Source organism: Labedella gwakjiensis (genome assembly GCF_003014675.1).
Lineage (GTDB): Bacteria > Actinomycetota > Actinomycetes > Actinomycetales > Microbacteriaceae > Labedella > Labedella gwakjiensis.
In genome coordinates, this window is the sequence record NZ_PYAU01000001.1 from 2,764,436 (window position 1) to 2,789,566 (window position 25,131).

A 25,131-nucleotide genomic window follows, 5' to 3' on the forward strand; every position below is an offset into this window, starting at 1 on the left:
CCACACCATTAAGTCCGCGATACAGCATGCGGTTTCGGGCTGTATCGCGATCTTTTTGGGGTCAGGGGAGGAGGTAGCCGGGGGCGTCGGGGGAGGGGGAGCGGACCGCGAGGCCGTCGGAGAGGAGGCCCGCGAGGGCGCGGTCGCGTTGGATCGGGTCCGGCCAGAGAGAGGCGATCTCGGCGTCCGTCACGGGGACGTGGGCCGCTCGCAGCTCGCGCATGATGAGCCCGCGCACGTGACGATCACTTCCCTCGTACGCCTTCTGAACGGCCTTCGTCGGCCCGTCGTACGCCGGATAACCGGCGGAGCGCCAGGCGCACACCTCGGCGAGCGGGCACGCGTCGCACCGCGGGGTGCGCGCCACGCACACGACGGCGCCGAGCTCCATCATCGCGGCGTTCACGACGGTCGACTCGACGGTCTCGAGGGGAAGGAGCGCCTCCATGGCGTCGAGATCGCGACGTGCGTGCGGCGGTCCCGGCTGCGCCTGTCCGAGCACGGCCCGCGCGATCACACGACGGGTGTTCGTGTCGACGACGGGGTGGCGGTCGCCGAACGAGAAGACGGCGACGGCGCGCGCCGTGTAGTCGCCGATGCCCGTGAGTGCGAGGAGCGCATCGACGTCCCGAGGGACGACGCCACCGTGCCGCTCGACGATCTGCACGGCGGCCGCGTGCAGCCAGAGAGCCCGGCGCGGATAGCCGAGGTTGTCCCACGCCCGCACCGCTTCTCCGGGAGGCGACGCCGCGAGGTCGGCGGGGGTCGGCCAGCGGTCGAGCCAGGCCTCGAGTCGGGGGATCACGCGAGCGACCGGGGTCTGCTGCAGCATGAACTCGCTCACGAGGGTGCCCCACGCGCTGAAGCCGGGTCGGCGCCACGGGAGGTCGCGGCGGTTCTCGCGGTACCACTCGGCGACGCGGGTCGAGACGCCGGTGGGGCTCCCGAGGGTGACCGGCGCGGAGCGGTCCGCGGGCGATCCGCTCTCCGTCGCAGGCCGATCGTCCGTCACCCTTCGACTCTAAGCTCTCCCGGGACCACGACAGACCCGGCGATCACCGCCTCGACCGCGTCGGGAGAAGCAGCCCGGCGGGCTGCCGCACGCTCGCCCGCGAGTAGGCTCGAACCATGAGCGCCGACACCCCCGCGCGCCTCGCGCTGCTGCGCGAGCTGCGCGACGAGATCCTCCTGCACTACAGCTCCGGCCGGCCGGCCGTCGCCGTCGACGGCCTCGACGGCACGGGCACCGAACGCTTCGCCGACGACCTCGCGGAGACGTTCGCCGAGCGCGGGCACGCCGTCGTCCGAGCGGGGATGAACGGCTTCCGCCCAGCGCGAGGCGAGCGTCGCGCCGAACTCGCCTACGGAGAGTGGTACGACCTCGACGCGTTCCGGGATGCTCTCGTGATGCCGTTCCGACGTGGAGCCGAGGACGGCTTCCGCCTCGCCGTCGTCGATACGGCTGGCGAACCCGTGGTCGCGGGGTCGTCGACGACCGCACCCGATGCTGTGCTCATCGTGGACGGACCGTTCCTCCTCCAACCGTCTCTCGTCGGTCTCTGGAACTACTCGATCGCGCTCGAGGTCCCGCGCGAGATCGCGGCCGAGCGCGCGACGGGGACGGACGGCGCCTCCGCCGACACGCAGCGGCTCTACGTCGCCGAGGTGCGTCCCCGGACGCGAGCCGTCGCGATCGTCGACAACACCGACCTGGACGCCCCCGTCCGCCGCTTCGCGGACAGCTGCTGAGCCGATGCCGAACGGAATCCTCCTCGTCGACAAGCCCGACGGGATGACGAGCCACGGTGTCGTGGCACGCGTGCGCAAACTCGCCGGAACGCGCAAGGTGGGCCACGCCGGAACGCTCGATCCCATGGCGACGGGACTGCTCGTGCTCGGCCTCGGCGCCTCGACGCGCCTGCTCACCTGGATCGTCGGAGCCGACAAGGAGTACCGCGCGACCATCCGCCTCGGGAGCACCACCGTGACGGACGACCGGGAGGGCGACGTGCTCGAGACGGCGGAACCCGCGGCCATCACCGCGGTCGCCGACGCGGCCATCCTCGACGGCATCGCCGAGCTCACCGGGGACATCGAGCAGGTGCCTTCCGCTGTGAGCGCGATCAAGGTCGACGGCGTGCGCTCCTACGCGAAGGTGCGTGCGGGCGAGGACGTGACACTCTCGGCCCGGGCGGTGACGATCTCCGCCTTCGACGTGCTCGACCTCCGCCGGGCGGAGACATGGATCGACGTGGACGTGCGCGTCGAATGCTCGAGCGGCACCTACATCCGCGCTCTCGCGCGCGACCTGGGTGCCGGTCTCGGCATCGGCGGACACCTCACGGCTCTGCGTCGCACGCGCATCGGCGCGTTCGCCGTGACCGAAGCGCACACGCTCGACGGTCTCGCGGCGGCCTCGGACGACACCGCGGCGTCGGTCGAGTCGGCCCTGCTCCCGCCGGCCGCTGCCGCCGGCCGATTCCTCCCGACCCTCCCGCTCACCGCCGACGAGGCTGTGGACCTCGGCCACGGCAAGAAGGTGGCCCCCCACCCGGACGGCCACCCGGTCGGCCCCCTCGCGGCTGTCGCGCCGGACGGTCGACTCGTCGGCATCGCGCACGTCGATCGCGGGGCGCTCCGCACGCTCGTCAACTTCCCGGCGGAGGAGTCCTCGTGATCGACTGGCTGACCGTCGTGCAGGTCGGCGTCGCCGTGATCGCCGGCCTGCTGTGTCTCGTGCTGGGTTTCGCCGGCCGCAAGCCGAGCGACCTCACACTCGGGGCGACGGCCGTCGTGGAGGTCCTGCTCCTCGTCCAGCTCGTCGTGTCGATCGTCTCCCCAGCCGTGGGCAACTCCCCGACAGGCGACGCCCTCGAGTTCGGCCTCTACCTCGGGTCCGCCATCCTGCTGCCGATCGGCGCCGGTTTCTGGGCGCTCGTCGACCGATCGAAGTGGGCGACCGTGATCCTCGGGGTCGCGAACCTCGCGATCGCCGTCATGGTCTACCGCATGCACCAGATCTGGTTCGTGCAGGGCGGGTAGACTGAAGGCTCTATGACCGCGTCAACCTCTCCGTCCGCGCGCACGTCCACGGCCGGTGCCGGACGGGTCCTCGTCGTCGTGTATGCGATCCTCGCCCTCGCGGCCACCGGGCGCTCGTTCTACCAGATCGTCTCGGAGTTCGACGAGGCGCCCGTCGCGTACACGCTGTCCGCCGTCGCCGCGGTCGTCTACATCCTCGCGACGGTCGCCCTCGTGGCACCCGGAGAGACGTGGCGACGCGTGGCGCTCGTGACGATCGGCTTCGAGCTCGTCGGGGTGCTCGTCGTCGGAACCATGAGCCTCGTCGTTCCCGAGCTCTTCGCCCACGCATCGGTGTGGAGCTGGTTCGGCATGGGCTACCTCTTCATCCCCCTCGTGCTTCCGGTCCTCGGACTCCTGTACCTCACGCGGCGCGGCCGCGTGGGTCGGTCGAATCCGGTGGCGGGCGCGACCCCGTCGGCGGGGAGCGGGCGCGAGGCATGATCGTCTTCGACGGACCCGGCGCCGTTCCCGCCGACTTCGGACCATCCGCCGTGACGATCGGCAAGTTCGACGGCGTCCACGCCGGTCATCGCGCGGTCATCGCGGAGCTGCTCGCCGATGCGCGCGCGGCCGGACTCGCGAGCGTCGTGGTCACCTTCGATCGTCATCCTCTCGCGCTCCTGCGCCCCGAGCTGCGCCCGGAGCCCCTCGTGGGCGTCGATCAGAAGCTGCGCCTCCTGGGCGAGACGGGGGTCGACGCGACCCTGCTCCTCACCTTCGACGAGGCGCTCGCGCGCCTGACACCGGAGGAGTTCGTGTCGCACGTCCTCGTCGAGCGGGTTCACGCCCGTTCGGTGCTCGTGGGGGAGGACTTCCGTTTCGGGCGCGGCGGGGCCGGCGACGTCGCGGAGCTCGAGCGCCTCGGCACGCTGTATGGCTTCACCGTTCGAACCGTCGGCGACGTGCTCGTGGGCCAGGCCGGTCGTGTGTCCTCGACGCGCATCCGTGCGCTCCTCGGCGACGGCGACGTCGCGGGGGCCGGCGAACTCCTCGGACATGTCCCCACGGTCCGCGGGGTGGTCGTGCACGGAGCGAAGCGCGGCCGTGAGCTCGGGTTCCCGACCGCCAACCTCTCGCCCGATTCGGACGGACTCATCCCCGCCGACGGCATCTACGCCGGCTGGTTCGAGGTGGACGGCAGCGTCTATCCCGCAGCGATCTCCGTGGGGGACAACCCGACGTTCGAGGGTGTCCCGCAGCGACAGGTCGAGGCCTATCTCCTGGACCAGGACATCGACCTGTACGGGAAGGTCGTCGACGTGCGCTTCGTCGAGCGAATCCGCGGCATGGTCGCGTACGAGGGCATCGAGCCCCTCATCCGGCAGATGACCGACGATGTGCGGCGCGTGCGCGAGGTCCTCGGCTGCGGCTGATCGGAACGGCCGCCTCGATCGGCCTCTGGTCAGACGACGCCGGGGTGCGGAGTGCCCGGTCGTATGGGTGCGAGCACGCGGCTGCGACCGCCGCCCGGTGCCCGTCGACCGGTGAGGTACAGGATCACGCTCTCGGCCGTACCCTCGATGACGGGGCCTCGTCCCACGCTCCAGCCGTCGTCGACGGCGAGCATCGTGCGGCTGCGGAGCGCGACTCGCGTGCGGAGGCCCGCGAGGGCCGACGCCTGTCGACCCACGGAATGCGTCGTGGCGGCGGCGAAGGGCACGTGCAGTCCCGCCGGGTGGGCCGCGTCGTAGCCGTGGACGACGACCTCGAAGAGTTCGCCGGGGTTGATGCGTCCGCGGCCTGAGCGCTTGTCCTCCGCGATCAGGCGCAGTTCGCCGACGAGGTCCCAGCCGGACACGGTCGATGCTCGATTGCGGGCGATGCCGTCCATCGACGACATCGGGTTCAGGTGACGACCCGACACCGTCGCGCGTGCGATGTCGCCCACCAGCTGGGGTGTGGGAGAGCCGACGCGCCAGACGAGGTGGGCGATGGCGTCCTTGGCGGTCCACCCTGCGCAGAGGCTCTCGGTGTTCCACTGTGCATCGCTCGCGGTCGACAGGGTGTCAGCGAGTGTCTCGAGAGCACGTGCGATCGCTGTTCCGCGGTCGTCGTCTGCGGAGGATGATCGTGCCATGCGGCCAGACTAGCCGCGTCAATCGGTCTGCGGGAGCCCTGGACGCCGGGTTCCGAGGCGTGCGTCGGCGAGGGGTCACGGCCTGGGGCGCCGCACGGTGTCGGCGATCGTCGCGATGTGCTCCGGCGCAACGCGGCAGCACCCTCCGATGAGCGCGGCTCCCTCGTTGAGCCACTCCGCGAGGAGGTCGGACGGAAGCGCCGGGCTCCCCATCCACCGGCGATTCTTGGCGTCCCATTCCTCGCCCGAGTTGGGATAGACGACGGCGGGTTTCCGCGTGGCATGAGCGACGGCGCGCAGAGCCGTCGTCACCTCGATGGGTGCGCAGCAGTTCACGCCCGTCGCCGCGATCTCCGGCGTCTCGTCGGCCACCGAGAACACGTCGTGGAGGGAATCGCCCGATCGTGTCACGCCGCCGGCCACGGTCACGCTCAGCCAGGCGACGGCCCCGGTGCCGTCGAGTGCGCGAGCGACGGCCTCGGCCTCGGCGAGAGAGGGGATCGTCTCGATCGCCAGCACGTCGGGACCCGCGGCCCAGAGCCGTTCGATCCGTGGCCGGTGCCATGCCTCGAGCTCGGCGACGGTGCGTCCGTATCGCCCGTGGTACTCCGAGCCGTCGGCGAGGGTCGCCCCGTACGGTCCGACGGAGGCGGCGACGACGTGTCCTGTCCCTGCCCGTTCGGCGGACTCGCGCGCCAGCCGAACGCTCGTGCCGAGAGCCCGAGCCGCCTCGGTCTCCGACAGGCCCGCACGGAGGAAGCCGTCGCTCGACACCTGGTAAGAGGCCGAGGTGGCGATTCGGGCTCCGGCCGCGAAGAAGGCGTCGTGCGCGCTCGCGATGGCGTCCGGTTCCTCCCTCAGGACCCTGGCGCTCCACAGGTGCCCGCTCGCGTCGTATCCGCGCGCGTCGAGGAGCGTCCCGAGCCCGCCGTCGAGCACGACGGGGCTCGCGCCGAGGAGGTCGGTGAAGCTTCCCACCTCGGCAGTGTACGGCGCTCGTCGCCGAGGTGACGGATTCGATGACCCCTCGTGACGGAATACCCCACTGGGGTATATGGTTGAGCGTGTTATGAGCGCAACGGACGAGACCCCGACCCTGGACGCCGGCGACGGCACGGCGACCCTCCTCATCGACGGCATGACGTGCGCGAGCTGCGTCGCCCGCGTGGAGAAGCGCCTCGAGAAGATCGACGGCGTGAGTGCCCGCGTCAACCTCGCCACCGAGAAGGCGCGCGTCACCTTCCCGGCGACCGTCGCCGTCGACGAGCTCGTCGCCGCCGTCGGCGCGGCCGGCTACACCGCGACCGTCGAGAGGCCGGCGGAGAAGCACGCAGTGCAGCAGAAGGGCGACGCCGAGCACGGGCACGACGTCGGGATGAACCACATGGACCACGGTGACGGCTCCACCGGCGCCACCACGCTCCAGACCCGCCTCTGGGTGAGTGCTGCTCTCGCGATCCCCGTGGTCGTCCTCGCGATGGTCCCGGCCTGGCAGTTCACGAACTGGCAGTGGCTGTCGCTCGTCCTCGCGACCCCCGTGGTTTTCTGGGGCGGGTTCCCGTTCCACCGCTCGACCTTCACGACCCTGCGCCACGGCTCCGTCACGATGGACACGCTCATCACGCTCGGCACCTTCGCCGCCTACTTCTGGTCGGTGTGGGCGCTGTTCCTCGGCATGGCAGGGATGCCCGGCATGAGGCACGAGTTCACGTTCCTGCCCACCGGCGAGGATCCCTCGTCGACCATCTATCTCGAGGTCGCTGCCGGCGTCACGACCCTCCTGCTGCTCGGCCGAGTCATCGAGAACCGGTCGAAGCGATCGGCGGGAGAGGCCCTGCGGTCGCTCCTCGAGCTCGGTGCACGTGAGGTCACCGTACTGAGGGAGCGGCCGCGCACTGACGGCGACCTCCTCGCCGTCGCCCGCGACGAGGTCGTCGTCCCGATCGAGGACCTCGCGGTCGGCGACGTCTTCGTCGTGCGCCCGGGCGAGAAGATCGCGACCGACGGCGTCGTCATCGACGGCGCAGCAGCGGTGGACGCCAGCATGATCACGGGCGAGTCCGTCCCCGTCGACGTCGCGGCGGGTGACGACGTCACGGGCGGAACGATCGTCTCCGGCGGGCGACTCTTCGTCCGGGCGACCGCGGTGGGGACCGACACGCGCCTCTCGCACATCGCGCGTCTCGTCGAGGACGCACAGACCGAGAAGGGACGCATCCAGCGGCTGGCCGATCGGATCTCCGCCGTCTTCGTGCCGATCGTCATCGTGCTCGCCGTCGCGACGGTCGTGACCTGGCTCCTCGTCGGCGGATCGACCGCTGCCGCCTTCACCGCCGCCGTCGCCGTGCTGATCATCGCCTGCCCGTGCGCCCTCGGACTCGCCACACCCGTCGCCCTTCTGGTGGGAACGGGGCGCGGCGCACGGCTCGGCGTCCTCATCACCGGTCCCGACGCGCTCGAGGCCGCGAAGGGGATCGACACGATCGTTCTCGACAAGACGGGAACACTCACGACGGGCGAGCTCTCCGTCTCGGGCGTCCGGGTGATGGAGGACGCAGCGGTCGACGACTCTCGGGGCGAGCGGATGTCGCGGGACGACCTGCTCCGCATCGCCGCGTCACTGGAGTCGGCCTCCGAACACCCGATCGCGCGGGCCATCGCGGCGGCCGTCCCCGCGGACGAGCGGGTCGAGGTCTCGGACTTCCGATCCACCGACGGACTCGGTGTGCAGGGCGTCGTCGCAGGCGAGCCCGTGGCGATCGGTCGACCGTCGTTCGTGACGTCCCTCGGTGTGGACCTCGCCTCCGAGGTCGGCACGGCGCTCGCCGAGTCGGCCGAACAGGGTCGTACCGCGGTCGTCCTCGCCGTGGGCGGGCGCGTGGGTGCGGTCATCGAACTGGCCGACACGATTCGCACGGACACCGCTGAGGCCGTCGGCGCGTTCCGTCGTCTCGGGCTCGAGCCGGTGCTCCTCACGGGTGACGCCGAGGCCGTCGCCCGGCGGGTGGCCGGCGATCTCGGTATCGAGCGTGTCGTCGCCGACGTTCTGCCGGAGGGCAAGGTCGACGAGATCCGTCGTCTGCAGGCCGAGGGCCGCTCGGTCGCGATGGTGGGCGACGGCGTCAACGACGCAGCGGCTCTCGCCGCCGCGGACCTCGGCATCGCCATGGGCGGGGGGACGGACGCGGCGATGCACGCCGCCGACATCACCCTCGTCCGCGAGGGACTCTCCGGAGCCGTCGACGCCGTCGCCCTCTCGCGGCGCACGCTCGGGATCATCCGCGGCAACCTGTTCTGGGCCTTCGCCTACAACGTGGCGGCGATCCCGCTCGCGGCCCTCGGTCTGCTCAACCCCATGATCGCGGGAGCCGCGATGGCGTTCTCGAGCGTCTTCGTCGTGCTGAACAGCCTGCGCCTCCGGTCCTTCACCCCGCGCGTCCCGCGCTGACCGCGCCAGGTCGAGCCGAGCGCTGCACGACACCGTGCGGCGCTCGGCTCGACCTGTCGCGTTTCTGTCGGTGGGCGGAGCGTCGGTGGGCGGAGCGTCGGTCAGCGGAGCGTCGGTCAGCGGATGAACTGGAGCGCGAGCCAGGCGACGCCGATCGTCACGGTCACGATGATGGCGAGCCAGGGTGTGCCACGGCGGAGGCGGCGCCCGCCGGAACCCACCACGTAGCGGCGGGGCGCGGGCGACGGCGCCCCGACGCCTGCGGCCGATGACGGTGCGGCCCCCGACAGCGCTCCGAGGGAGGCGTTCGACAGGACGGATGCCGGGTCCTGGCCCGGTACGCGCTCGTCACGGTATCGCCCGGCACTCCGGTGCAGCTTCGCCACGAGCGTGTCGTGGATGCGGAAGAGGCTCCGCCACTCCCGCGCGTCCGTGAACTCGAACGGGATGGTCGAATAGAAGAAGACCCAGTCGTCCACGATCTCAACGTCGAGCCGGCTCGAATCGTCGACGAGGAGCGCCATCACGTCGGGCGTGAACACGTAGAGCGCGTCCCGCTCGTAGCGGTTCGGACAGTAGAGGGTGAAGAAGCGGTCGAAGTCGCCCTCGAGCGAGAGGACCTGGTCGCGGTCGAACGCGAACGGGATGATGCCGGCCCCGAAGAGACCGTTGTTGCCGCGTGCGTCGAGCACCATGTGGGGGAGAGGACGCTCGAGGCGCATGGCGGCGTAGCCGATCCGGTACGTCCGTCGGGACTTTCCGCTTCCGACCGTCCACTGGTACGAGCCGAACTCCACGAGCGGACCGTCGACGGATCGGAAGCACGCGTCGCGCGAGCGGCTCGACCCCACGTCGAAGGCCGCACCGGGGTAGTCGACGCTGTCCGCTGGTTCGTCGTAGCGGAACCCGTTCGCCTCCGCGAACCGGTACAGCCGCAGCCGACGGGTCCAGGAGACCCAGCCGACGTGCCGTGCCAGCAGGACCGCGAGTGTCGCTGCACCGAAGACGACGACGGGGAAGAGCAGAGCGGCCGGTTCGAAGCCCCCGCTCGTGGCCGTGAGGAGGATGCCGAGCAGGGGGACGCCGCCGACGAGCACGCCGATCACGACGATCGCTCCCATGGCGAGCCCCGTCATGTCGTTCCACCGACGACTCGAGGCCTCGCGGCGACGGAACTCCGCCACCTCCGCCCGGGAGACGGTGCCGTCGAGCGCCCGCGTGTCCGGTTCCGATCTCATGTCGCCACCCCCACGGAGGCCAGCGTATCGATCACTTCAGGGGATCATGACCCCAGTTCATGAGCGAGTACCGCCAGTCGGTCTCGCTGATGTCGCCAGACGGGCGTTGCGCTCGGTGACGCGAGACGTAACCGACCACCTTCTTCATGTGGGAGAGGTCGGAGTCGCTCAGGTCATCCTTCTTGGTGCGGAGCAGCTCGACGATCCGCCGTCCGCTTCGATGACCCGTCGACTCGCTTCCACCGTTCTTCTGCCCGACGGCCTTCGACTCGTCGGTGTCGAGCCAGTCGGACAGCTCCGAGGGGGTCATGTTCACGGCGTCGTCGAAGTCGTGACGGATGTCGTCTGCATCGTCGTGTTTATCGCTCATCCGTCGATCGTGCACGACGCCGCTGTCGTTCCCGGGGGGCTTGCGATCATCGGGTCCGGTCGTCGTCACGGGGAGCTCGCCGGGAGTGACGTCGCCTCGGGGCGCGGCGTACACTGACGGAACCGCGACCGATCGACGACGATGGGCGAATTCCGGCTATGCGCAATCCCTGGTTGGCGACTCCCGACTCGCCCCGTGCCGTGAGGGAACTCGTCCGCGCGTCCTGGGCACGATCGGAGCAGGCGTCGCTCGACCCGGAACGGCTGAGCCCTCCGATCGAGTTCTCGGAGGACGAGCTGCGCGACTACCGTCTCGCGCATCCGCTCGCCGGTGTGCTGCCCGTGGTGCGGAAGCTCCTCGTGCGCGACATCGAGGACGACTCCGGACTCGTGGTCGCCGTCGGAGACGCTCGCGGACGGCTGCTCTGGGTGGACGGCGACGCGGGACTGCGGCGACGGGCTGAGGGGATGCTCTTCGTGGAGGGCGCCGGCTGGTCGGAGGCGGCGGTGGGCACGAGCGCCCCGGGCACGGCGCTCGAACTCGACCACGGCATCCAGATCCACGCGGCCGAGCACTTCAACACGATCGTGCACCCCTGGAGCTGCACGGCCGTCCCCGTGCACGACCCCGAGACGCGCGGCATCCTCGGCGTCATCGACATCACGGGCGGCCTCGACGCCGTGGCCCCGCACACCCTCGCCCTCATGGAGGCGACCGCGACCGCGATGGAGTCGGAGCTCCTCGTGCAGCGACTCCGCTCGCGCGGCTCGCGGCCGGCATCGACCCGCGGGACGTCTCCGAGCACACGTCATACGCTCGCCGTCCTCGGGCGCGACGCTGGCCTCCTGAGCGATGCTGCGGGAGCGCCACCGACCACATTGAGCGTCCGCCACACGGAGATCCTCACGCTCCTCGCCTGGCATCGCGACGGTCTCTCGGCGCACGAGCTCGCAAGCCTCCTCTACGGGGATCCCGATGCAGCCGTGACGCTCCGCGCGGAACTCGTCCGTTTGCGCCGTGCCCTCGCGCGCGTCGCCCCGGGACTCGTGCCCGAATCCCGGCCGTACCGTCTGCGGGAGCGGCTCGACGTCGACGCGTCCGGCGTGCTGTCCCTCCTCGATCGCGGGGCGCACCGCGTGGCGCTCTCGGCCTACGCCGGGCCCGTCGTTCCGTCGTCGACGGCTCCAGGGATCGAGGACATCCGGGAGGAGGTCGCTACCCGCCTGCGGGCATCGCTCCTCGACGACGCCTCCGCCGACGTCCTCCTCGACTTCGCGCGACGCGACGACCGCTCCGACGACGTCGAACTGTGGACGGCGTGCCTGCGTCTCCTCCCGCAGCGCTCGCCGAAGCGCGCGGGCGTCGTCGCGCACCTGGAGCAGATCGAGCGCTCCCTCGGCTGACGGGCCTCGCAACTCGTTGCAACCTCCCTCGACGTAGCGTCGTCACGACCCCACCGGGTCGACCAGACCTGAGTCGAAGGAGACACATGTCCATCTACGCGAACCCGGGCGCCGAGGGCGCCGTCATGTCGTACGCCTCGCGGTACGACCACTTCATCGGAGGCGAGTACGTCGCCCCGGCGAATGGTCAGTACTTCGAGAACATCACCCCGGTCACGGGCAAACCGTTCACCGAGATCGCCCGCGGCACCGCCGCCGACGTCGACAGGGCCGTCGACGCCGGATGGAAGGCGTTCGCCACCTGGGGGAAGACGAGCGTCACCGAGCGCAGCGTCATCCTGAACAAGATCGCCGATCGGATGGAGCAGAACCTCGAGCTGCTCGCCGTCGCCGAGACGTGGGAGAACGGGAAGCCTGTGCGCGAGACACTGGCGGCCGACATCCCGCTCGCGATCGACCACTTCCGCTACTTCGCCGGGGCGATCCGGGCACAGGAGGGCTCGATCGGCGAGCTCGACGGTGACACGGTGGCCTATCACTTCCACGAGCCGCTCGGCGTCGTCGGGCAGATTATCCCGTGGAACTTCCCGATCCTCATGGCCATCTGGAAGCTCGCTCCGGCCCTCGCGGCCGGCAACTGCATCGTGCTGAAGCCGGCGGAGCAGACGCCCGCGTCGATCCACGTCCTCATCGACCTCATCAAGGACCTGCTCCCGGACGGCGTGCTCAACGTGGTCAACGGCTTCGGGATCGAGGCCGGTGCGCCCCTCGCCGCACACCCCCGGATCCGGAAGATCGCGTTCACGGGTGAGACGACGACCGGTCGGCTCATCATGCAGTACGCGAGCGAGAACCTCATCCCCGTCACCCTCGAGCTCGGCGGCAAGAGCCCCAACGTGTTCTTCGCCGACGTCGCCCGCCAGAAGGACTCCTACTACGACAAGGCGCTCGAGGGCTTCACCTTCTTCGCCCTCAACCAGGGCGAGGTCTGCACGTGCCCGAGCCGGGCACTCGTCGACCGGAGCATCTACGACGGTTTCGTCGCCGACGGTCTCGAGCGCGTCGCGAAGGTGAGGCAGGGCAACCCGCTCGACACCGAGACGTCGATCGGCGCGCAAGCGTCGAACGATCAACTCGAGAAGATCCTCAGCTACATCGACATCGGCAAGCAGGGCGGCGCCAAGCTGCTCTGCGGAGGCGAGCGGGCGGACCTCGGCGGCGAGCTGTCCGGCGGCTACTACGTCACTCCGACCGTGTTCGAGGGAACGAACGACATGCGGATCTTCCAGGAGGAGATCTTCGGTCCCGTGCTCGCGCTCACGAGTTTCGACGGCTTCGACGAGGCCATCTCGATCGCCAACGACACCCTGTACGGGCTCGGTGCCGGCGTGTGGAGCCGGGAGGTCAACACGCTCTACCGTGCCGGTCGGGCGATCGAGGCCGGCCGTGTGTGGTCGAACACGTACCACCAGTACCCCGCGCACGCGGCGTTCGGCGGCTACAAGCAGTCCGGCATCGGTCGTGAGAACCACAAGATGATGCTCGACCACTACCAGCAGACGAAGAACCTCCTCGTGAGCTACGCGGAGGGGCCCATGGGCTTCTTCTGATCAATCAAGGCCCCCGGGGCGCGGGCGCGCACCCGCCCGCGCCCCGGGAACCATCGGCGACCACAGGCGTATCCTCGACAGGGAGGATGCCCATCTGCAAGGAGGCAGTATGAACCGCGTCGATCTCACTCCCGCAACGGCCGATCTCCTGCGCGAGCTCGCCGCCGTTCACGGTCCGCTGATGTTCCACCAGTCGGGCGGCTGCTGCGACGGGAGCTCGCCCATGTGCTACCCGGTCGGCATGTTCCGGACGGGCGGCGCCGACATCCTGCTGGGGGAGCTCCACGTCGACGGGCTCGACCCCATCGAGTTCTACATGTCGCGGTCGCAGTACGAGTACTGGAAGTACACCCACCTCACGGTCGACGTCGTGCAGGGGCGGGGGAGCGGCTTCTCCGTCGAGGCGCCCACCGGCAAACGATTCCTCATCCGATCCCGCATGCTGGACGACGCCGAGCTCGCGGAGTTCGACCTCCTCCCTGCCTCGACCGTCCCGGTGCCCGGAGCGTGAGCGGTCTCAGCCTCTACCTCTGGTTCCCCGGCACCGCCGCTGAGGCGTTGTCGTTCTACCGCGACGTCTTCGACGGTGAGGTCGAGATGCACACTTTCCGCGACTTCGGCCGCACCGACGGGCCGGGCGACGCGATCGCCCACGGGATCCTGAGCGGACCGGTGAGCCTCTTCGCGACGGACACGGCAGGAGACGAGCCGTCCGTGTCGATGGAGGGGGCGAGTGTCGCGCTGCTCGGCACCGCCGACGGCGAGACCCTGACGCGCTGGTTCGAGCGACTGTCGGTCGGAGGCACGGTCATCGAGCCTCTTCGCGCGCAGCCGTGGGGAGCGACCGACGGCCAGGTCGTCGACCGGTACGGGATCCGGTGGCTGATCGGGTACGAGAACTGACGCGCTGCTCGGCGCACCGTGCCGACGGTGCGAGACTGACGTGATGGACGAGATCAGGTACGTCGCGCTCGGGGACAGCTTCACGGAGGGCGTCGGGGACGACCGGCCCGACGGCACAGTGCGCGGCTGGGCCGACCTCGTCGCCGAGGGGCTCGCCGCGTCGGGAGCGCGCGTGCTGTACGCCAACCTGGCGATCCGCGGTCGCCTCCTCGGTCCGATCATCGACCAGCAGCTCGAACCCGCCATCGCTCTGGGACCCACGCTCGTGACGTTCAACGGCGGAGGGAACGACATGCTGCGCCCGAAGTCCGACCCCACGCTCCTGCTCGCGCGCATCGGGGCCGTGCTTGATCGCGTGGCCGAGTCGGGAGCGCAACTCGTGCTCCTGAGCGGAGCGAACCCCACGGGAGGGCTGCCGATGCGCAAGAGCATCGAGGCCAAGGGAGACGCCCTCAACGCGCGGGTCGCGGCGCTCGCGGAGGAGCGCGGCGTGCTCTTCGCCGACAACTGGAGCGACGGCGAGCTCGCACGCTCGGCCTACTGGTCGCATGACCGCCTGCATCTCGGCCCGGTCGGACATCATCGCGTCGCCGCGCGGGTGCTCGCGACGCTCGGTTACGAGCACCCGGCGAGCTGGACCATCGACGCGCCGGGCGGCGCCTCGGCGAAGAGCTTCCGCGACGAGCTCACGTACTACCGCGAGCACGTCGTCCCGTGGATCCAGCGTCGGCTCACGGGGCGCTCGTCCGGCGACGGACGCATCGCCAAGTACGGGGCCTGGACGGAGATCGCGCCGCCCGCCTGACGCGAGGACGACGGCTCGACGCACCCGCCCACATCGGGTGCGCGAGGGCGCTCGTCGTGCCGTAGAATGGGGGAGTCGCCTTCCACGGGGGTTCGACGATCCGCGAGTGTCATTCGCGTTGATCGTGTGAAACGCGGAAGCGACTCGATCAGGCCGATGCTCGCGCGTCGGTTCCTCGACTGCTCAGGAGGAGCATGCCGTACACCGGTCACCGTCGTTCGTCCGGACGATCGTCCAGCCGCACTGTCGCGCGTCACGACGACGATGCGCCGCTCATCCCGATCCTCGCGCGCAAGGTGCGCGAGGTCGAGGCGAAGGCCCAGAAGGGCAAGGTCGGCCCGACCAATCGGGTCAAGTTCCAGGTCATCGCGTTCCTCGTCCGCGAGGAGCGCGCGCGTGTCAAAGCCGACACGACGCTCGACCCCGCCGCACGCGCCGAACTCCTCAAGCGTCTCGACGGTGTCGCCCAGATCCTCGCGAAGACCGCGGCCCGCGACACGTCGCTCATCGCCCTCCTCGAGGTCGACCAGACGACGAGTCCCGTCGCCCAGCGTCTCCGCCGCGACTGGCTCATCGAGTCGGGCGCGGAACTGAGCCCCGACGAGCTCATCATCTCGACGCAGAAGGTCGAGGTGCCGTCCATGATTCCCGCCGGGCTCGCCGAGCGTCAGGTGCTGCCGCAGTCCGTCGTGTCCCGTCAGCTGGCGAACCCGTTCCTGCCGCCCGACTTCAGCAAGGCGGAACCCGCAACGACCCCGCGTCGACGCCTCGACGGCTGGGAGCTCATGAGCCCCCTCTACAAGGCATTCGAGCAGGGCGCCGGGGGAGGGGCGGCCTCGATGGAGCTTCCGGAGGCTCCGGAGATCGATCGTCTCGCTCCGCGCGGCATGGAGATCATGCGGCACCAGGCGCGTTTCGTCGAAGCCGTGCGTGAGGGGCACCGCAGCTTCCTCCTCGCCGACGAGCCCGGACTCGGCAAGACGGCGCAATCCGTCCTCGCCGCGTCGATCGCCGACGCGTACCCGCTGCTCGTCATCGTGCCCAACGTCGTGAAGATGAACTGGGCGAGGGAAGTGGAGCGCTGGACGCCGCTTCGCCGTGCCACCGTGATCCACGGCGATGGCCGCGACATCGACGCCTTCGCGGATGTCGTCATCGTCAACTACGAGGTCCTCGATCGCCACCTCGGGTGGCTCGGACAGCTCGGGTTCAAGGGCATGGTCGTCGACGAGGCGCACTTCATCAAGAACCTGCACTCGCAGCGCTCCCAGCACGTGCTCTCGCTCGCGCAGCGCATCCGCGAGCGCGCGCCGGGCGGCGACCCTCTCATGCTCGCTCTCACGGGAACGCCGCTCATCAACGACGTCGAGGACTTCAACGCCATCTGGCAGTTCCTCGGCTGGGTGTCGAACGACAAGCCGATGCCGGAACTCATGGAACGCCTCGACGCCACGGGACTGACGCCCGCGGACCACGCGTTCTACCGCGAGGCGCGTAACGCGGTCATCGACATGGGGATCGTGCGTCGTCGCAAGGTCGACGTCGCCGCGGACCTCCCCGCGAAGCGCATCGCCGACCTGCCGGTGGAACTCGACGACGAACTCGGTCGTTCGATCCGCGACGCCGAGCGCGAGCTCGGCGCCCGACTCCTCACGCGCTACCAGCGTGCGGCCGGGGCGCGGGGCGACGACTGGCGCGAGCCGTCGACCGAGCTGCTGCGCATGGTCGCCCAGTCCGAGCTCGACGAGGCGAAGGCCTCGGGCGGCCAGGAGAACGTCTTCACGATGGTGCGGAAGATCGGTCAGGCCAAGGCCGGACTGGCTGCGGACTACACCGCGCAGCTCGCCCGCTCCGTCGGCAAGGTCGTGTTCTTCGCGAAGCACATCGACGTGATGGACCAGGCCGAGCGTGTCTTCCAGGCTCGCGGCATCGGGACGGTGTCCATCCGCGGAGACCAGCAGGCGATCGCGCGCCAGCAGGCCATCGATGCGTTCAACACGGACGATTCCGTCTCGATCGCGGTCTGTTCGCTCACCGCGGCGGGCGTCGGCGTCAACCTGCAGGCCGCATCCAACGTCGTGCTCGCTGAGCTGTCGTGGACCGCGGCGGAGCAGACGCAGGCGATCGACCGCGTGCACCGCATCGGCCAGGACGAGCCGGTCACCGCGTGGCGGATCATCGCAGCTCACACGATCGACACCAAGATCGCCGAGCTCATCGACTCGAAGCAGGGCCTCGCGGCCCGCGCCCTCGACGGCTCCGATCAGGACGCCGGATCGAGCGACTCCGTGCAGCTCAACGCGCTCATCCACCTGCTCACGCAGGCGATCGAGGACGCAGCCTAGGGGGCTCTGCTCCACGCCAACCGTCGAGCGTCGTCACACCGGTCAGCCGGTGGGACGACGCTCGACGGCGTTCTACGGGCGCGACCAGCGGGAACCCGGCCGCGCCGCGCGGAAGCGGTGCTCCGGGCGGCCCGTGCTGCCGTAGCTCAGGCTCACGGTGGCGCTCCCGTCGCGAGCGAGCGCCGCGAGGTAGCGCTGGGCCGTCGCCCGCGAGATGCCGACGCGAGCGGCGACCTCAGGGGCCGAGAGGTCCGCATCCGATGACGTGAGAGCCTCGAGCACGGCCGCCTCGGTCGGAGCCCGTCCGCCCGATGTCGCCGACCCGTCGGCGACGACGAGCGCCCGGCGCGCCCGGCCGATCGTGTCCTGATCGGTGTCCGCACCGGCCGCGAGCAGGTTGCGGTAGCGCGTGTACCCCCGCAGCAGGTCGCCGAGGCGCTCGTCGGGGAAGGGCTTCACGAGGTATCCGAAGGCGCCGCTGCGGAAGGCACGTCGCACGGTGTCGCCGTCTGTCGCGGCCGACAGCACGATCGCATCGACGTCGAGTCGCCGCACGAGGTCGATGCCGTCGCCGTCCGGCAGATACACGTCCGCGAGGACGAGGTCCACGTGGGTTCCCGCGATCAGGCGTTCGGCCTCCGCTCGTGTGCCGGCCGTGCCCACGACCTCGAAGCCCGCGGTCGCCGCGACGATGTCGCCGTGCAGTCCGGCGACACGGAAGTCGTCGTCCACGATCGCGACGGTCAGTCCGGTCATTCGTCCTCCTCGGTTCCGTTCGAGCCGGGAGCCCGACTCGACACCCCGTCGCCATCCGAGTGCACGGCGCCCGGGAGACGCACGCAGAAGACGGCGCCGTGGCGGCCGGCGGCGCCCGTGGAGGCGAGCCAGAGGTCGCCGCCGCTCCGGCGGGCGATATCGCGGGACAGGGGGAGGCCGATGCCGTGTCCGTGCACCGGATCCGACCGCCCGTCCCGCTCCCTGCGCTGGGCGAACGGATCCCCGGAGACCCCGACGCCCGAGTCCATGACGGAGAGGTACAGGTCCTCACCGTCCACGAGCGCCTCGACCTCCACCCAGGCGTCCCCGCCGTCGGCCGCGGGCGATTCGACGGCCGCGTCGATGCCGTTGTCGACGAGGTTGCCGAGGATCGTCGTGACGTCGTCCGGCTGTCGCAGCGAGCCGTGGGCGTCGGTGTCGTTCCCGATCCTCAGACGCACGCCGCGTTCCTCGGCCTCGACGCCCTTCGCGCCGAGGAAGGCCTGCAGGAACGGCTCGCGGATCAGGTCCGCGTTCTCGAGAGGGAAACGGACGGGACCGATCCCGACGACCCCGGCGAGGTAGTCGCTCGCCTCCTCCACGTCGTTGTTGCGGAGCAGACCACTCAGCACGTGCAGGCGGTTGGCGAACTCGTGCCGCTGCGCACGGAGGGCGTTGCCGAGGGTCTCCACGGCGGTGAGGCGCCGACTCAGGGCCTCGACATCGGTGCGGTCCCGCACGATCGCGACCCGTCCGATCCGTCGGCCGTCGCGGTTCACCGGCCTGCTCTCGAGGAAGAGCACCCGATCCCCGTGGACGAGGGGACCGCTCACGCCGTCATCCGCGAGCAGCGCCGCGATGTCCCCTCCCACGACAGCCGCGAGGGGACGCCCGACCGCGTCGGAGATGCCGAGGAGCTCGAGGGCTCGTGGGTTCGCCACGGTCACCCGGCCTCCGACGTCCGTTCCGAGCACACCGTCGCCGACACCGCCGAGCACGGCCTCCTGGTCGAGCGCGAGGCCGAGGAGCTCGTCAGGCTCGAGCCCGAGTGTGTCCCGCCGCAGTCGCCGCGCGATGATCCACGCAGCCAACGCGCCGACGAGCAGGGCGAACACCGCGGCGAGGCCGACGGGAGCGGCGTCGGCCGCGACGGTCGCCCACACGCGCGACGGGGCGAATCCGACGCTCACCTCGCCCACCACCCGGTCGGGGTCGTCGAGTGAGCGGATCGGCACCTTGGCCCGTGCCGAGTCGCCGAGCGTTCCCCGCTCCCATGACACCGTCTCCTCACCCGCGAGCGCCGATTCCGGACTCGTGGAGACGGGGTCGCCGATGCGGTCCTCATCCGGGTGCGCGAGCCGACGACCGGAATCGTCGGTCACCACCACGAAGAGTGCGCCCGTGCGGTCCTCCACGTCCGAGGCGTACTCCGCGACGTCGGAGTCGACGAGCTGCGCGTCGCTGAGCGGGACGGCGCGGTCGGACTCGCGTTCGGCGGCCTCGCGCACGCTCGGGTCGGCCGCGACGGTCTGGGCGATGTGGAGCGCCGATGCCTGCGTCTGCTGCACGAGCCGTTGGAAACCCGTCCACGCGAAGAGCGCGGTCATGACGACGCCGACGAGCGCCATGGCGGCGAGGATCAGCCAGAACATCTGGCGGGTGAACGGTCGGGCGCCCCCGGAGCGCCTCCGCCGCGGGAGGCTCGGGATCGGCTGCGCCTCATCCGTCATTCCTGCTCCCTCCGCCGGACGTCATCCTCGGTCGTCCCGGCCTGGGTCGAGCGTAGTACCGCGGGACCGGGCGTCGTGAGCACAATGCGCAGAACCGTCTTTTCACGCTATTCGCGTCCAATGCGCAGTAGCGAGACGGCGCTGCCCGGTCCGTCCTAACGTGTGCGGACCACTCACCATCGGACGAAGGAGTCCCTCGTGCTCGTGATCCTCGGATTCGGGATGGTCGCCGTCTTCATGGCGCTCATCATGACCAAACGCATGACGCCCGTTCTCGCGCTCATCGTCGTCCCCACCATCTTCGGCCTCTTCGCCGGCGCCGGCCTCGGCATCGGGGAGATGGCCCTCGACGCGATCGGGGGGCTCGCCCCCACGGCCGCGCTCCTCATGTTCGCGATCATCTACTTCGGCGTGATGATCGACGTCGGACTCTTCGACCCGATCGTGCGGCTCATCCTGCGCATCGCGGGAAACGATCCCGTGAAGGTCGTCGTCGGAACGGCGCTCCTCGCCGCGGTGATCTCACTCGACGGCGACGGGTCGACGACGTTCATCGTCACGACGTCCGCTCTGCTCCCCATCTACCTGCGCCTCGGCCTCAGCCCTGTCGTGCTCACGTGCGTCGCGGGACTCGCCAACGGCGTCATGAACATCCTGCCGTGGGGCGGTCCGACGGCCCGAGCCGCCGCCGCGCTCGACCTGCAGGCATCCGACGTGTTCGTGCCCATGATCCCGTCCATGCTCGCGGGCATCGCCGTCGTCTTCCTCTTCGCGTGGCACCTCGGCATCCTCGAGCGTCGACGTCTCGGCGGCGACATCGATGCCTCGGTCGTCGGCGGCGCGAGCGGATCGACCGGATCCGCCGGCTCGGGCGGTCGCTCCGGTGGCCGCGGCTCGCGGTCTGGTGGCCCGCGCGGCGTCGTGATCGCCGATCACCGCATCTCCACGGAGAGCATCCGAACGCTCGTCGACGATCACGACACGGCCATGGCGGACACCGCACTCGACCCCACGCGGGCGACACTCCGGCCGAAGCTGCTGTGGTTCAATGCCGCTCTCACGGTCGCCGTGATGGTGCTGCTCGTACTCGACATCCTGCCGCTCGCCTACATCTTCATGGCCGCGAGTGCGATCGCCATCCTCGTGAACTTCCCGCGGGTGAAGGACCAGGCCGAACGCGTCGTCGCCCACGCTCCCAGCATCGTCGGCGTCGTCTCCATGGTGCTCGCCGCCGGTGTGCTCATCGGTGTGCTCGAGGGCACCGGCATGGTGTCGGCGATGGCCGAGTGGGTATCGGCGAGCATCCCCAGCTCGCTCGGCGCATTCTCCGCGGTCATCACCGGCCTGCTGAGCATGCCGATGACGTTCTTCCTGAGCAACGACGCGTTCTACTTCGGGATCCTTCCGGTGCTCGCCGAGAGCGCGGCGACCTTCGGCGTCGACCCCGTGGACATGGCGCGCGCCTCGATCACCGGTCAGGTCGTGCACATGCAGAGCCCGCTCGTTCCGGCGATCCTCCTGCTCGTCTCGCTCGCGGGGGTCAACCTCGGAGACCACCACAAGAAGGTGCTGTGGCGTGCGGTCGTCGTCTCGCTCGTGATGCTGCTCGTGGCCGTACTCATCGGAGCCGTCGGCATCGGCTGATCCCCTCCCCACCCCCCCTCACACCAAAAAGATCGCGATACACCCCGAAAGCACGGGGTGTATCGCGATCTTTTTGGGGTGAGGTCAGGCGGAGATCCGCTCCTTGACCTCGTGGAGCGAGGGGTTCGTGGCGGTCGTGCCGTCGGGGAACACGACGGTGGGGACGGTCTGGTTGCCGCCGTTCACGCTCGCGACGTATTCGGCGGTGCCGTCGACGTTCTCGATGTCGATCTCCGTATAAGAGATACCCGCTCCGTCGAGCTGCTTCTTCAGTCGTGCGCAGTATCCGCACCACTCGGTGGTGAACATGGTGATGCTCGAGGGTTCCGGCGTGTAGTCCATGACTGTCAGATTACTCCGCTCCCACGCGCTAGGGTCGTGATGGCGGCGATCGCGCCTGCGAGAGGAACGCCGCGTCCTGAGTCGAAAGGCGAAACTCGATGCGAATTGGTGTGCTCACGAGCGGTGGCGACTGTCCCGGACTCAACGCGGTCATCCGCGGGGCCGTCCTCAAGGGGACCAAGATCCACAACCAGTCCTTCGTCGGAATCCGAGACGGATGGAAGGGAGTGGTCGAGGGCCTCACGATGCCCCTCGACCGCCACACGGTCCGTGGACTCGGCAAGCAGGGCGGCACCATCCTCGGAACGAGCCGCACCAACCCGTTCGAGGGCCCGCACGGAGGGCCGGAGAACGTCCAGGCCACGCTCGACCGGATCGGCGTCGACGCGCTCATCGCGATCGGCGGAGAGGGCACCCTCGCCGCGGCGAAGCGTCTCACGGATGCCGGCCTCAAGATCGTCGGCGTGCCGAAGACGATCGACAACGATCTCGACGCCACGGACTACTCCTTCGGGTTCGACACCGCCGTCGAGATCGCGACGGAGGCGATCGACCGCGTGCGCACCACCGCGGAATCGCACAAGCGCTGCATGGTCGTCGAGGTCATGGGTCGCCACGTGGGGTGGATCGCCCTCCACGCCGGCATGGCGGCGGGCGCGCACGCCATCCTCATCCCCGAGCAGCCGCAGTCGATGGAGCAGATCTGCGAGTGGGTGCAGAGCGTCGCCGATCGCGGACGTGCCCCGATCGTCGTCGTGGCGGAGGGGTTCACACTCACCACGATGGAGACGGCTCACTCCGAGAAGGGCCTCGACGCCTTCAACCGTCCCCGTCTCGGCGGTATCGCCGACATGCTCGCTCCCGAGATCGAGGCGCGCACGGGTGTCGAGTCGCGGGCGACCGTGCTCGGCCACCTGCAGCGCGGCGGCGTGCCGAGCGCGTACGACCGTGTGCTCTCCACCCGGCTCGGCATGGCGGCGATCGACTCGATCATGCGCGAGGAGTGGGGCACCATGGTGGCGCTCCGCGGCACCGACGTCGTGAACGTCCCGTTCGAGGAGGCCGTCGGCCGCCTCAAGACCGTCCCGGACGACCGCTACGAGGAAGCCGCGATCCTCTTCGGCTGACCCCCGCCCCGTCCGACCTCCGCGATGTGCGGGCCTTCATCCCCTCCGACGTGAATCGGGAGACGAAAGTCCGCGCGTCGGCGGAGCTGGGAGGAGGCGGGGGTGCGGATCAGTCGTCGGCGAGGCCGAGCGCGTCCAGGATCCAGGCGAGCTCGAAGGCGCGTTCGCGCCACTGCGCGTACCGTCCGCTCACGCCGCCGTGGCCCGCGACCATCTCGGTCTTGAGGAGCGCCGGAGCGCCGACCTCGCGGAGTCGCGCGACCCACTTCGCCGGCTCCACGTAGTACACCCGGGTGTCGTTGAGACTCGTCGTCGCGAGGATCCGGGGGTACGTCACTCCCTCGCGCACATTCTCGTACGGCGAGTACGTCTTCATGTAGGCGTAGACCTCGGGGTCGTGCAGGGGGTCTCCCCACTCGTCCCACTCGATGACGGTGAGCGGGAGGCTCGGGTCGAGGATGGTGGTGAGCGCGTCCACGAACGGAACGGCGGCGTGGACGCCGGCGAACGACTCGGGTGCGAGGTTCGCGACAGCGCCCATGAGCAGCCCGCCCGCGCTGCCGCCCTCCGCGACGAGTGCCTCCGGGCGGGTGATGCCGGCGTCGACGAGGTGCCGGGCGCACGCAACGAAGTCCGTGAAGGTGTTCTTCTTGAGGAGGAGCTTGCCCTCCTCGTACCAGGCGCGCCCCATCTCGCCGCCGCCGCGCACGTGCGCGATCGCGAAACCGGCGCCGCGGTCGAGCATCGAGAGTCGCGCGATCGAGAGAGCCGGATCGATGCTCGACTCGTACGAGCCGTAGCCGTAGAGGAGGAACGGCCGCGGTCCGTCCGTCCCGTCCTTCCGCCACACCAGCGAGATCGGAACCCGCGTGCCGTCTTCGGCCGTCGCCCATTCGCGCGACTGCTCGTAGTCGGCGGGGTCGTATCCGCCGAGGACCTGCTGCTGCTTGAGGAGGACGCGCTCGCCCGTTCGGACGTCGCAGTCGAACACGCTGGACGGCGTCACGAAGGAGCCGAAGCCGATGCGGAGGGTGGGCTGCTCCCACTCGGGATTGCCGCCGAAGCCGACGGAGTAGAGCGGCTCGTCGAACGGGAGCTCGTCGATCGTGATGTCGGCGAGAGTCGTATCGGGGCCGAGGAGGGCCGTCCCCACCTGGGTGAGACCGTCGCGGCGGTACGAGAAGGCGAGGTGGTGGGCGAAGGCGTCGACGGCTTCGAGCCGCCGTTCCTCGCTGTGCGCGACGACGATCGTCGCGTCGGACGGCCCCGTCCCCGGGTCTTCCGGCGACACGGCCACGAGCTCGAAGTTCGGCGCCCCCGCGTTGTGCAGGACGAGCAGGGTGGACTCCCCGCCGATCCGCGCGTGCTCGATCGAGTACTCCACCCCGTCGGTCCGCGGCCACACGACCCGGAACTCGGAGGTCGGCTCCGACGCCGGGGCGATGAGGTACTCGCTCGTGACGGAGGATCCGAGGCCGATGACGAGGTAGTCACCGCTGCGCGTGAGGCCGATGCCTCCCCAGTAGCGCTCGTCCTCCTCCTTGTGGACCACGACGTCGTCGGCGACGGCCGTACCGACCTCGTGCCGCCAGATGGTGTCCGGCCGCCAGGCGTCGTCCACGGTGGAGTAGAAGACGAAGCGGCCGTCCGGCGAGAAGATCGCGCCCGAGAACGTGCCGGGGATCTCGTCGGCGAGTTCTGTCGCCGTCGCGAGGTCACGGATGCGGAGGAGGTATCGCTCGTCGCCCTCCGTGTCGACGCCGTAGAGCAGTCGCGCGCCGTCGCGCGAGACGTCGAAGCTTCCGATCCGGAAGAAGTCGTGGCCAGCGGACTCGACGTTCCCGTCGAGGAGGATCTCCTCGCCCGGCACCTCGGTGTCCGCGTCGAGCCGAGGCGGCGTCCAGTCCTCCGGCGAGGAGATGGGGGCGCGGCAATGCACGCCGTACTCCTTCCCCTCGAAGCTGCGGGAGTAGTACCAGAAGTCGCCCTCGCGGACCGGCACCGACAGGTCGGTCTCGAGCGTGCGCGATTTGATCTCGTCGAAGATGCGCGAGCGCAGTCCCTCGAGGTGAGCGGTGCTCGCGTCGGTGAAGGCGTTCTCCGCCTCCAGATGCGCGATGACCTCGGGCGATTCCTTCTCCCTGAGCCACTCGTACGGGTCCTCGAAGACGTCTCCGTGGTGGGTGCGGGGGGTGGGTCGCTTCGCCGCCACGGGCGGTTCGGGATACGTCATGCACACAACGGTAACG

General features: G+C 70.0%; 23 protein-coding genes. 14 read left to right on the forward strand and 9 right to left on the reverse strand.

Annotated elements, in window-relative coordinates; all coding sequences use genetic code 11:
* Positions 1–61 precede the first annotated feature (61 nt).
* Positions 62–1,012, reverse strand: coding sequence for an HhH-GPD family protein (locus tag CLV49_RS12970; RefSeq protein ID WP_208019781.1), 951 nt, complete (start codon positions 1,010–1,012; stop codon positions 62–64).
* 116 nt (positions 1,013–1,128) lie between these two features.
* On the opposite strand from CLV49_RS12970, the gene CLV49_RS12975 reads away from it, so the two are divergent.
* Genes CLV49_RS12975 through CLV49_RS12995 form a run of 5 tightly spaced genes read left to right on the forward strand, consistent with a single transcriptional unit; the run spans position 1,129 to position 4,457 of the window.
* Complete coding sequence (locus CLV49_RS12975; protein WP_106563911.1) at positions 1,129–1,749, forward strand: nucleoside/nucleotide kinase family protein; 621 nt, start codon at positions 1,129–1,131, stop codon at positions 1,747–1,749.
* 4 nt (positions 1,750–1,753) lie between these two features.
* On the forward strand, positions 1,754–2,677 hold the full coding sequence (truB, locus tag CLV49_RS12980; RefSeq protein ID WP_106563912.1) for a tRNA pseudouridine(55) synthase TruB: 924 nt from the start codon (positions 1,754–1,756) through the stop codon (positions 2,675–2,677).
* On the forward strand, positions 2,674–3,042 hold the full coding sequence (locus CLV49_RS12985) for a hypothetical protein (protein WP_106563913.1): 369 nt from the start codon (positions 2,674–2,676) through the stop codon (positions 3,040–3,042). Before truB ends, CLV49_RS12985 begins: the two co-directional genes overlap by 4 nt.
* 12 nt (positions 3,043–3,054) lie before the next feature.
* A complete protein-coding gene (locus CLV49_RS12990) occupies positions 3,055–3,525 on the forward strand; it encodes a hypothetical protein (protein WP_243696578.1) in 471 nt (156 codons plus the stop codon).
* Positions 3,522–4,457, forward strand: coding sequence for a bifunctional riboflavin kinase/FAD synthetase (locus CLV49_RS12995; protein ID WP_106563914.1), 936 nt, complete (start codon positions 3,522–3,524; stop codon positions 4,455–4,457). The genes CLV49_RS12990 and CLV49_RS12995 overlap by 4 nt, the downstream gene beginning before the upstream one ends.
* A 29-nt stretch (positions 4,458–4,486) precedes the next feature.
* Here the strand turns inward: CLV49_RS12995 and CLV49_RS13000 are convergent, their stop codons facing one another.
* Together CLV49_RS13000 and mmuM are read right to left on the reverse strand one after the other, a co-directional pair.
* Positions 4,487–5,161: a maleylpyruvate isomerase family mycothiol-dependent enzyme gene (locus tag CLV49_RS13000; RefSeq protein WP_106563915.1), complete on the reverse strand. Its 675-nt coding sequence runs from the start codon at positions 5,159–5,161 to the stop codon at positions 4,487–4,489.
* 75 nt (positions 5,162–5,236) lie between these two features.
* On the reverse strand, positions 5,237–6,139 hold the full coding sequence (mmuM, locus tag CLV49_RS13005; RefSeq protein ID WP_243696577.1) for a homocysteine S-methyltransferase: 903 nt from the start codon (positions 6,137–6,139) through the stop codon (positions 5,237–5,239).
* A 91-nt stretch (positions 6,140–6,230) separates the two neighbouring features.
* Here mmuM and CLV49_RS13010 point away from each other — a divergent pair, with 91 nt between their 5' ends.
* Entirely contained in the window at positions 6,231–8,609 is a 2,379-nt protein-coding gene (locus tag CLV49_RS13010; protein WP_106563917.1) for a heavy metal translocating P-type ATPase, read from the forward strand.
* Positions 8,610–8,725: 116 nt separating this feature from the next.
* On the opposite strand, the gene CLV49_RS13015 is transcribed toward CLV49_RS13010, so the two are convergent.
* Both CLV49_RS13015 and CLV49_RS13020 read right to left on the reverse strand, forming a co-directional pair.
* Entirely contained in the window at positions 8,726–9,847 is a 1,122-nt protein-coding gene (locus CLV49_RS13015) for a hypothetical protein (protein WP_106563918.1), read from the reverse strand.
* A gap of 31 nt (positions 9,848–9,878) precedes the next feature.
* Positions 9,879–10,217, reverse strand: coding sequence for a DUF3140 domain-containing protein (locus tag CLV49_RS13020; RefSeq protein ID WP_106565095.1), 339 nt, complete (start codon positions 10,215–10,217; stop codon positions 9,879–9,881).
* 158 nt (positions 10,218–10,375) lie between these two features.
* Here CLV49_RS13020 and CLV49_RS13025 point away from each other — a divergent pair, with 158 nt between their 5' ends.
* From CLV49_RS13025 to CLV49_RS13050, 6 genes are all read left to right on the forward strand, one after another.
* Entirely contained in the window at positions 10,376–11,620 is a 1,245-nt protein-coding gene (locus CLV49_RS13025; protein ID WP_106563919.1) for a GAF domain-containing protein, read from the forward strand.
* A gap of 86 nt (positions 11,621–11,706) precedes the next feature.
* The gene (gene exaC / locus CLV49_RS13030; RefSeq protein ID WP_106563920.1) at positions 11,707–13,230 is read left to right on the forward strand and encodes an acetaldehyde dehydrogenase ExaC; all 1,524 of its coding nucleotides are present in this window, start codon (positions 11,707–11,709) and stop codon (positions 13,228–13,230) included.
* A gap of 109 nt (positions 13,231–13,339) precedes the next feature.
* On the forward strand, positions 13,340–13,741 hold the full coding sequence (locus tag CLV49_RS13035) for a DUF779 domain-containing protein (RefSeq protein WP_106563921.1): 402 nt from the start codon (positions 13,340–13,342) through the stop codon (positions 13,739–13,741).
* On the forward strand, positions 13,738–14,133 hold the full coding sequence (locus CLV49_RS13040; protein WP_106563922.1) for a VOC family protein: 396 nt from the start codon (positions 13,738–13,740) through the stop codon (positions 14,131–14,133). Before CLV49_RS13035 ends, CLV49_RS13040 begins: the two co-directional genes overlap by 4 nt.
* A gap of 43 nt (positions 14,134–14,176) precedes the next feature.
* Complete coding sequence (locus CLV49_RS13045) at positions 14,177–14,938, forward strand: SGNH/GDSL hydrolase family protein (protein WP_208019780.1); 762 nt, start codon at positions 14,177–14,179, stop codon at positions 14,936–14,938.
* Between the two features lie 194 nt (positions 14,939–15,132).
* Positions 15,133–17,283, forward strand: coding sequence for a DEAD/DEAH box helicase (locus tag CLV49_RS13050; protein ID WP_106563923.1), 2,151 nt, complete (start codon positions 15,133–15,135; stop codon positions 17,281–17,283).
* A 72-nt stretch (positions 17,284–17,355) separates the two neighbouring features.
* Here the strand turns inward: CLV49_RS13050 and CLV49_RS13055 are convergent, their stop codons facing one another.
* Together CLV49_RS13055 and CLV49_RS13060 are read right to left on the reverse strand one after the other, a co-directional pair.
* Positions 17,356–18,039: a response regulator gene (locus tag CLV49_RS13055; RefSeq protein WP_106563924.1), complete on the reverse strand. Its 684-nt coding sequence runs from the start codon at positions 18,037–18,039 to the stop codon at positions 17,356–17,358.
* Complete coding sequence (locus CLV49_RS13060) at positions 18,036–19,769, reverse strand: sensor histidine kinase (protein ID WP_243696576.1); 1,734 nt, start codon at positions 19,767–19,769, stop codon at positions 18,036–18,038. Before CLV49_RS13060 ends, CLV49_RS13055 begins: the two co-directional genes overlap by 4 nt.
* A 198-nt stretch (positions 19,770–19,967) precedes the next feature.
* Here CLV49_RS13060 and CLV49_RS13065 point away from each other — a divergent pair, with 198 nt between their 5' ends.
* Complete coding sequence (locus CLV49_RS13065; RefSeq protein ID WP_243696575.1) at positions 19,968–21,413, forward strand: CitMHS family transporter; 1,446 nt, start codon at positions 19,968–19,970, stop codon at positions 21,411–21,413.
* A gap of 84 nt (positions 21,414–21,497) precedes the next feature.
* Here CLV49_RS13065 and CLV49_RS13070 read toward each other — a convergent pair whose 3' ends face one another.
* Positions 21,498–21,755, reverse strand: coding sequence for a mycoredoxin (locus CLV49_RS13070; protein WP_106563925.1), 258 nt, complete (start codon positions 21,753–21,755; stop codon positions 21,498–21,500).
* A gap of 98 nt (positions 21,756–21,853) precedes the next feature.
* Here CLV49_RS13070 and CLV49_RS13075 point away from each other — a divergent pair, with 98 nt between their 5' ends.
* The gene (locus tag CLV49_RS13075; protein ID WP_106563926.1) at positions 21,854–22,882 is read left to right on the forward strand and encodes a 6-phosphofructokinase; all 1,029 of its coding nucleotides are present in this window, start codon (positions 21,854–21,856) and stop codon (positions 22,880–22,882) included.
* A gap of 109 nt (positions 22,883–22,991) precedes the next feature.
* Here the strand turns inward: CLV49_RS13075 and CLV49_RS13080 are convergent, their stop codons facing one another.
* Positions 22,992–25,115: a S9 family peptidase gene (locus CLV49_RS13080; RefSeq protein ID WP_106563927.1), complete on the reverse strand. Its 2,124-nt coding sequence runs from the start codon at positions 25,113–25,115 to the stop codon at positions 22,992–22,994.
* Between the last annotated feature and the right edge of the window lie 16 nt (positions 25,116–25,131).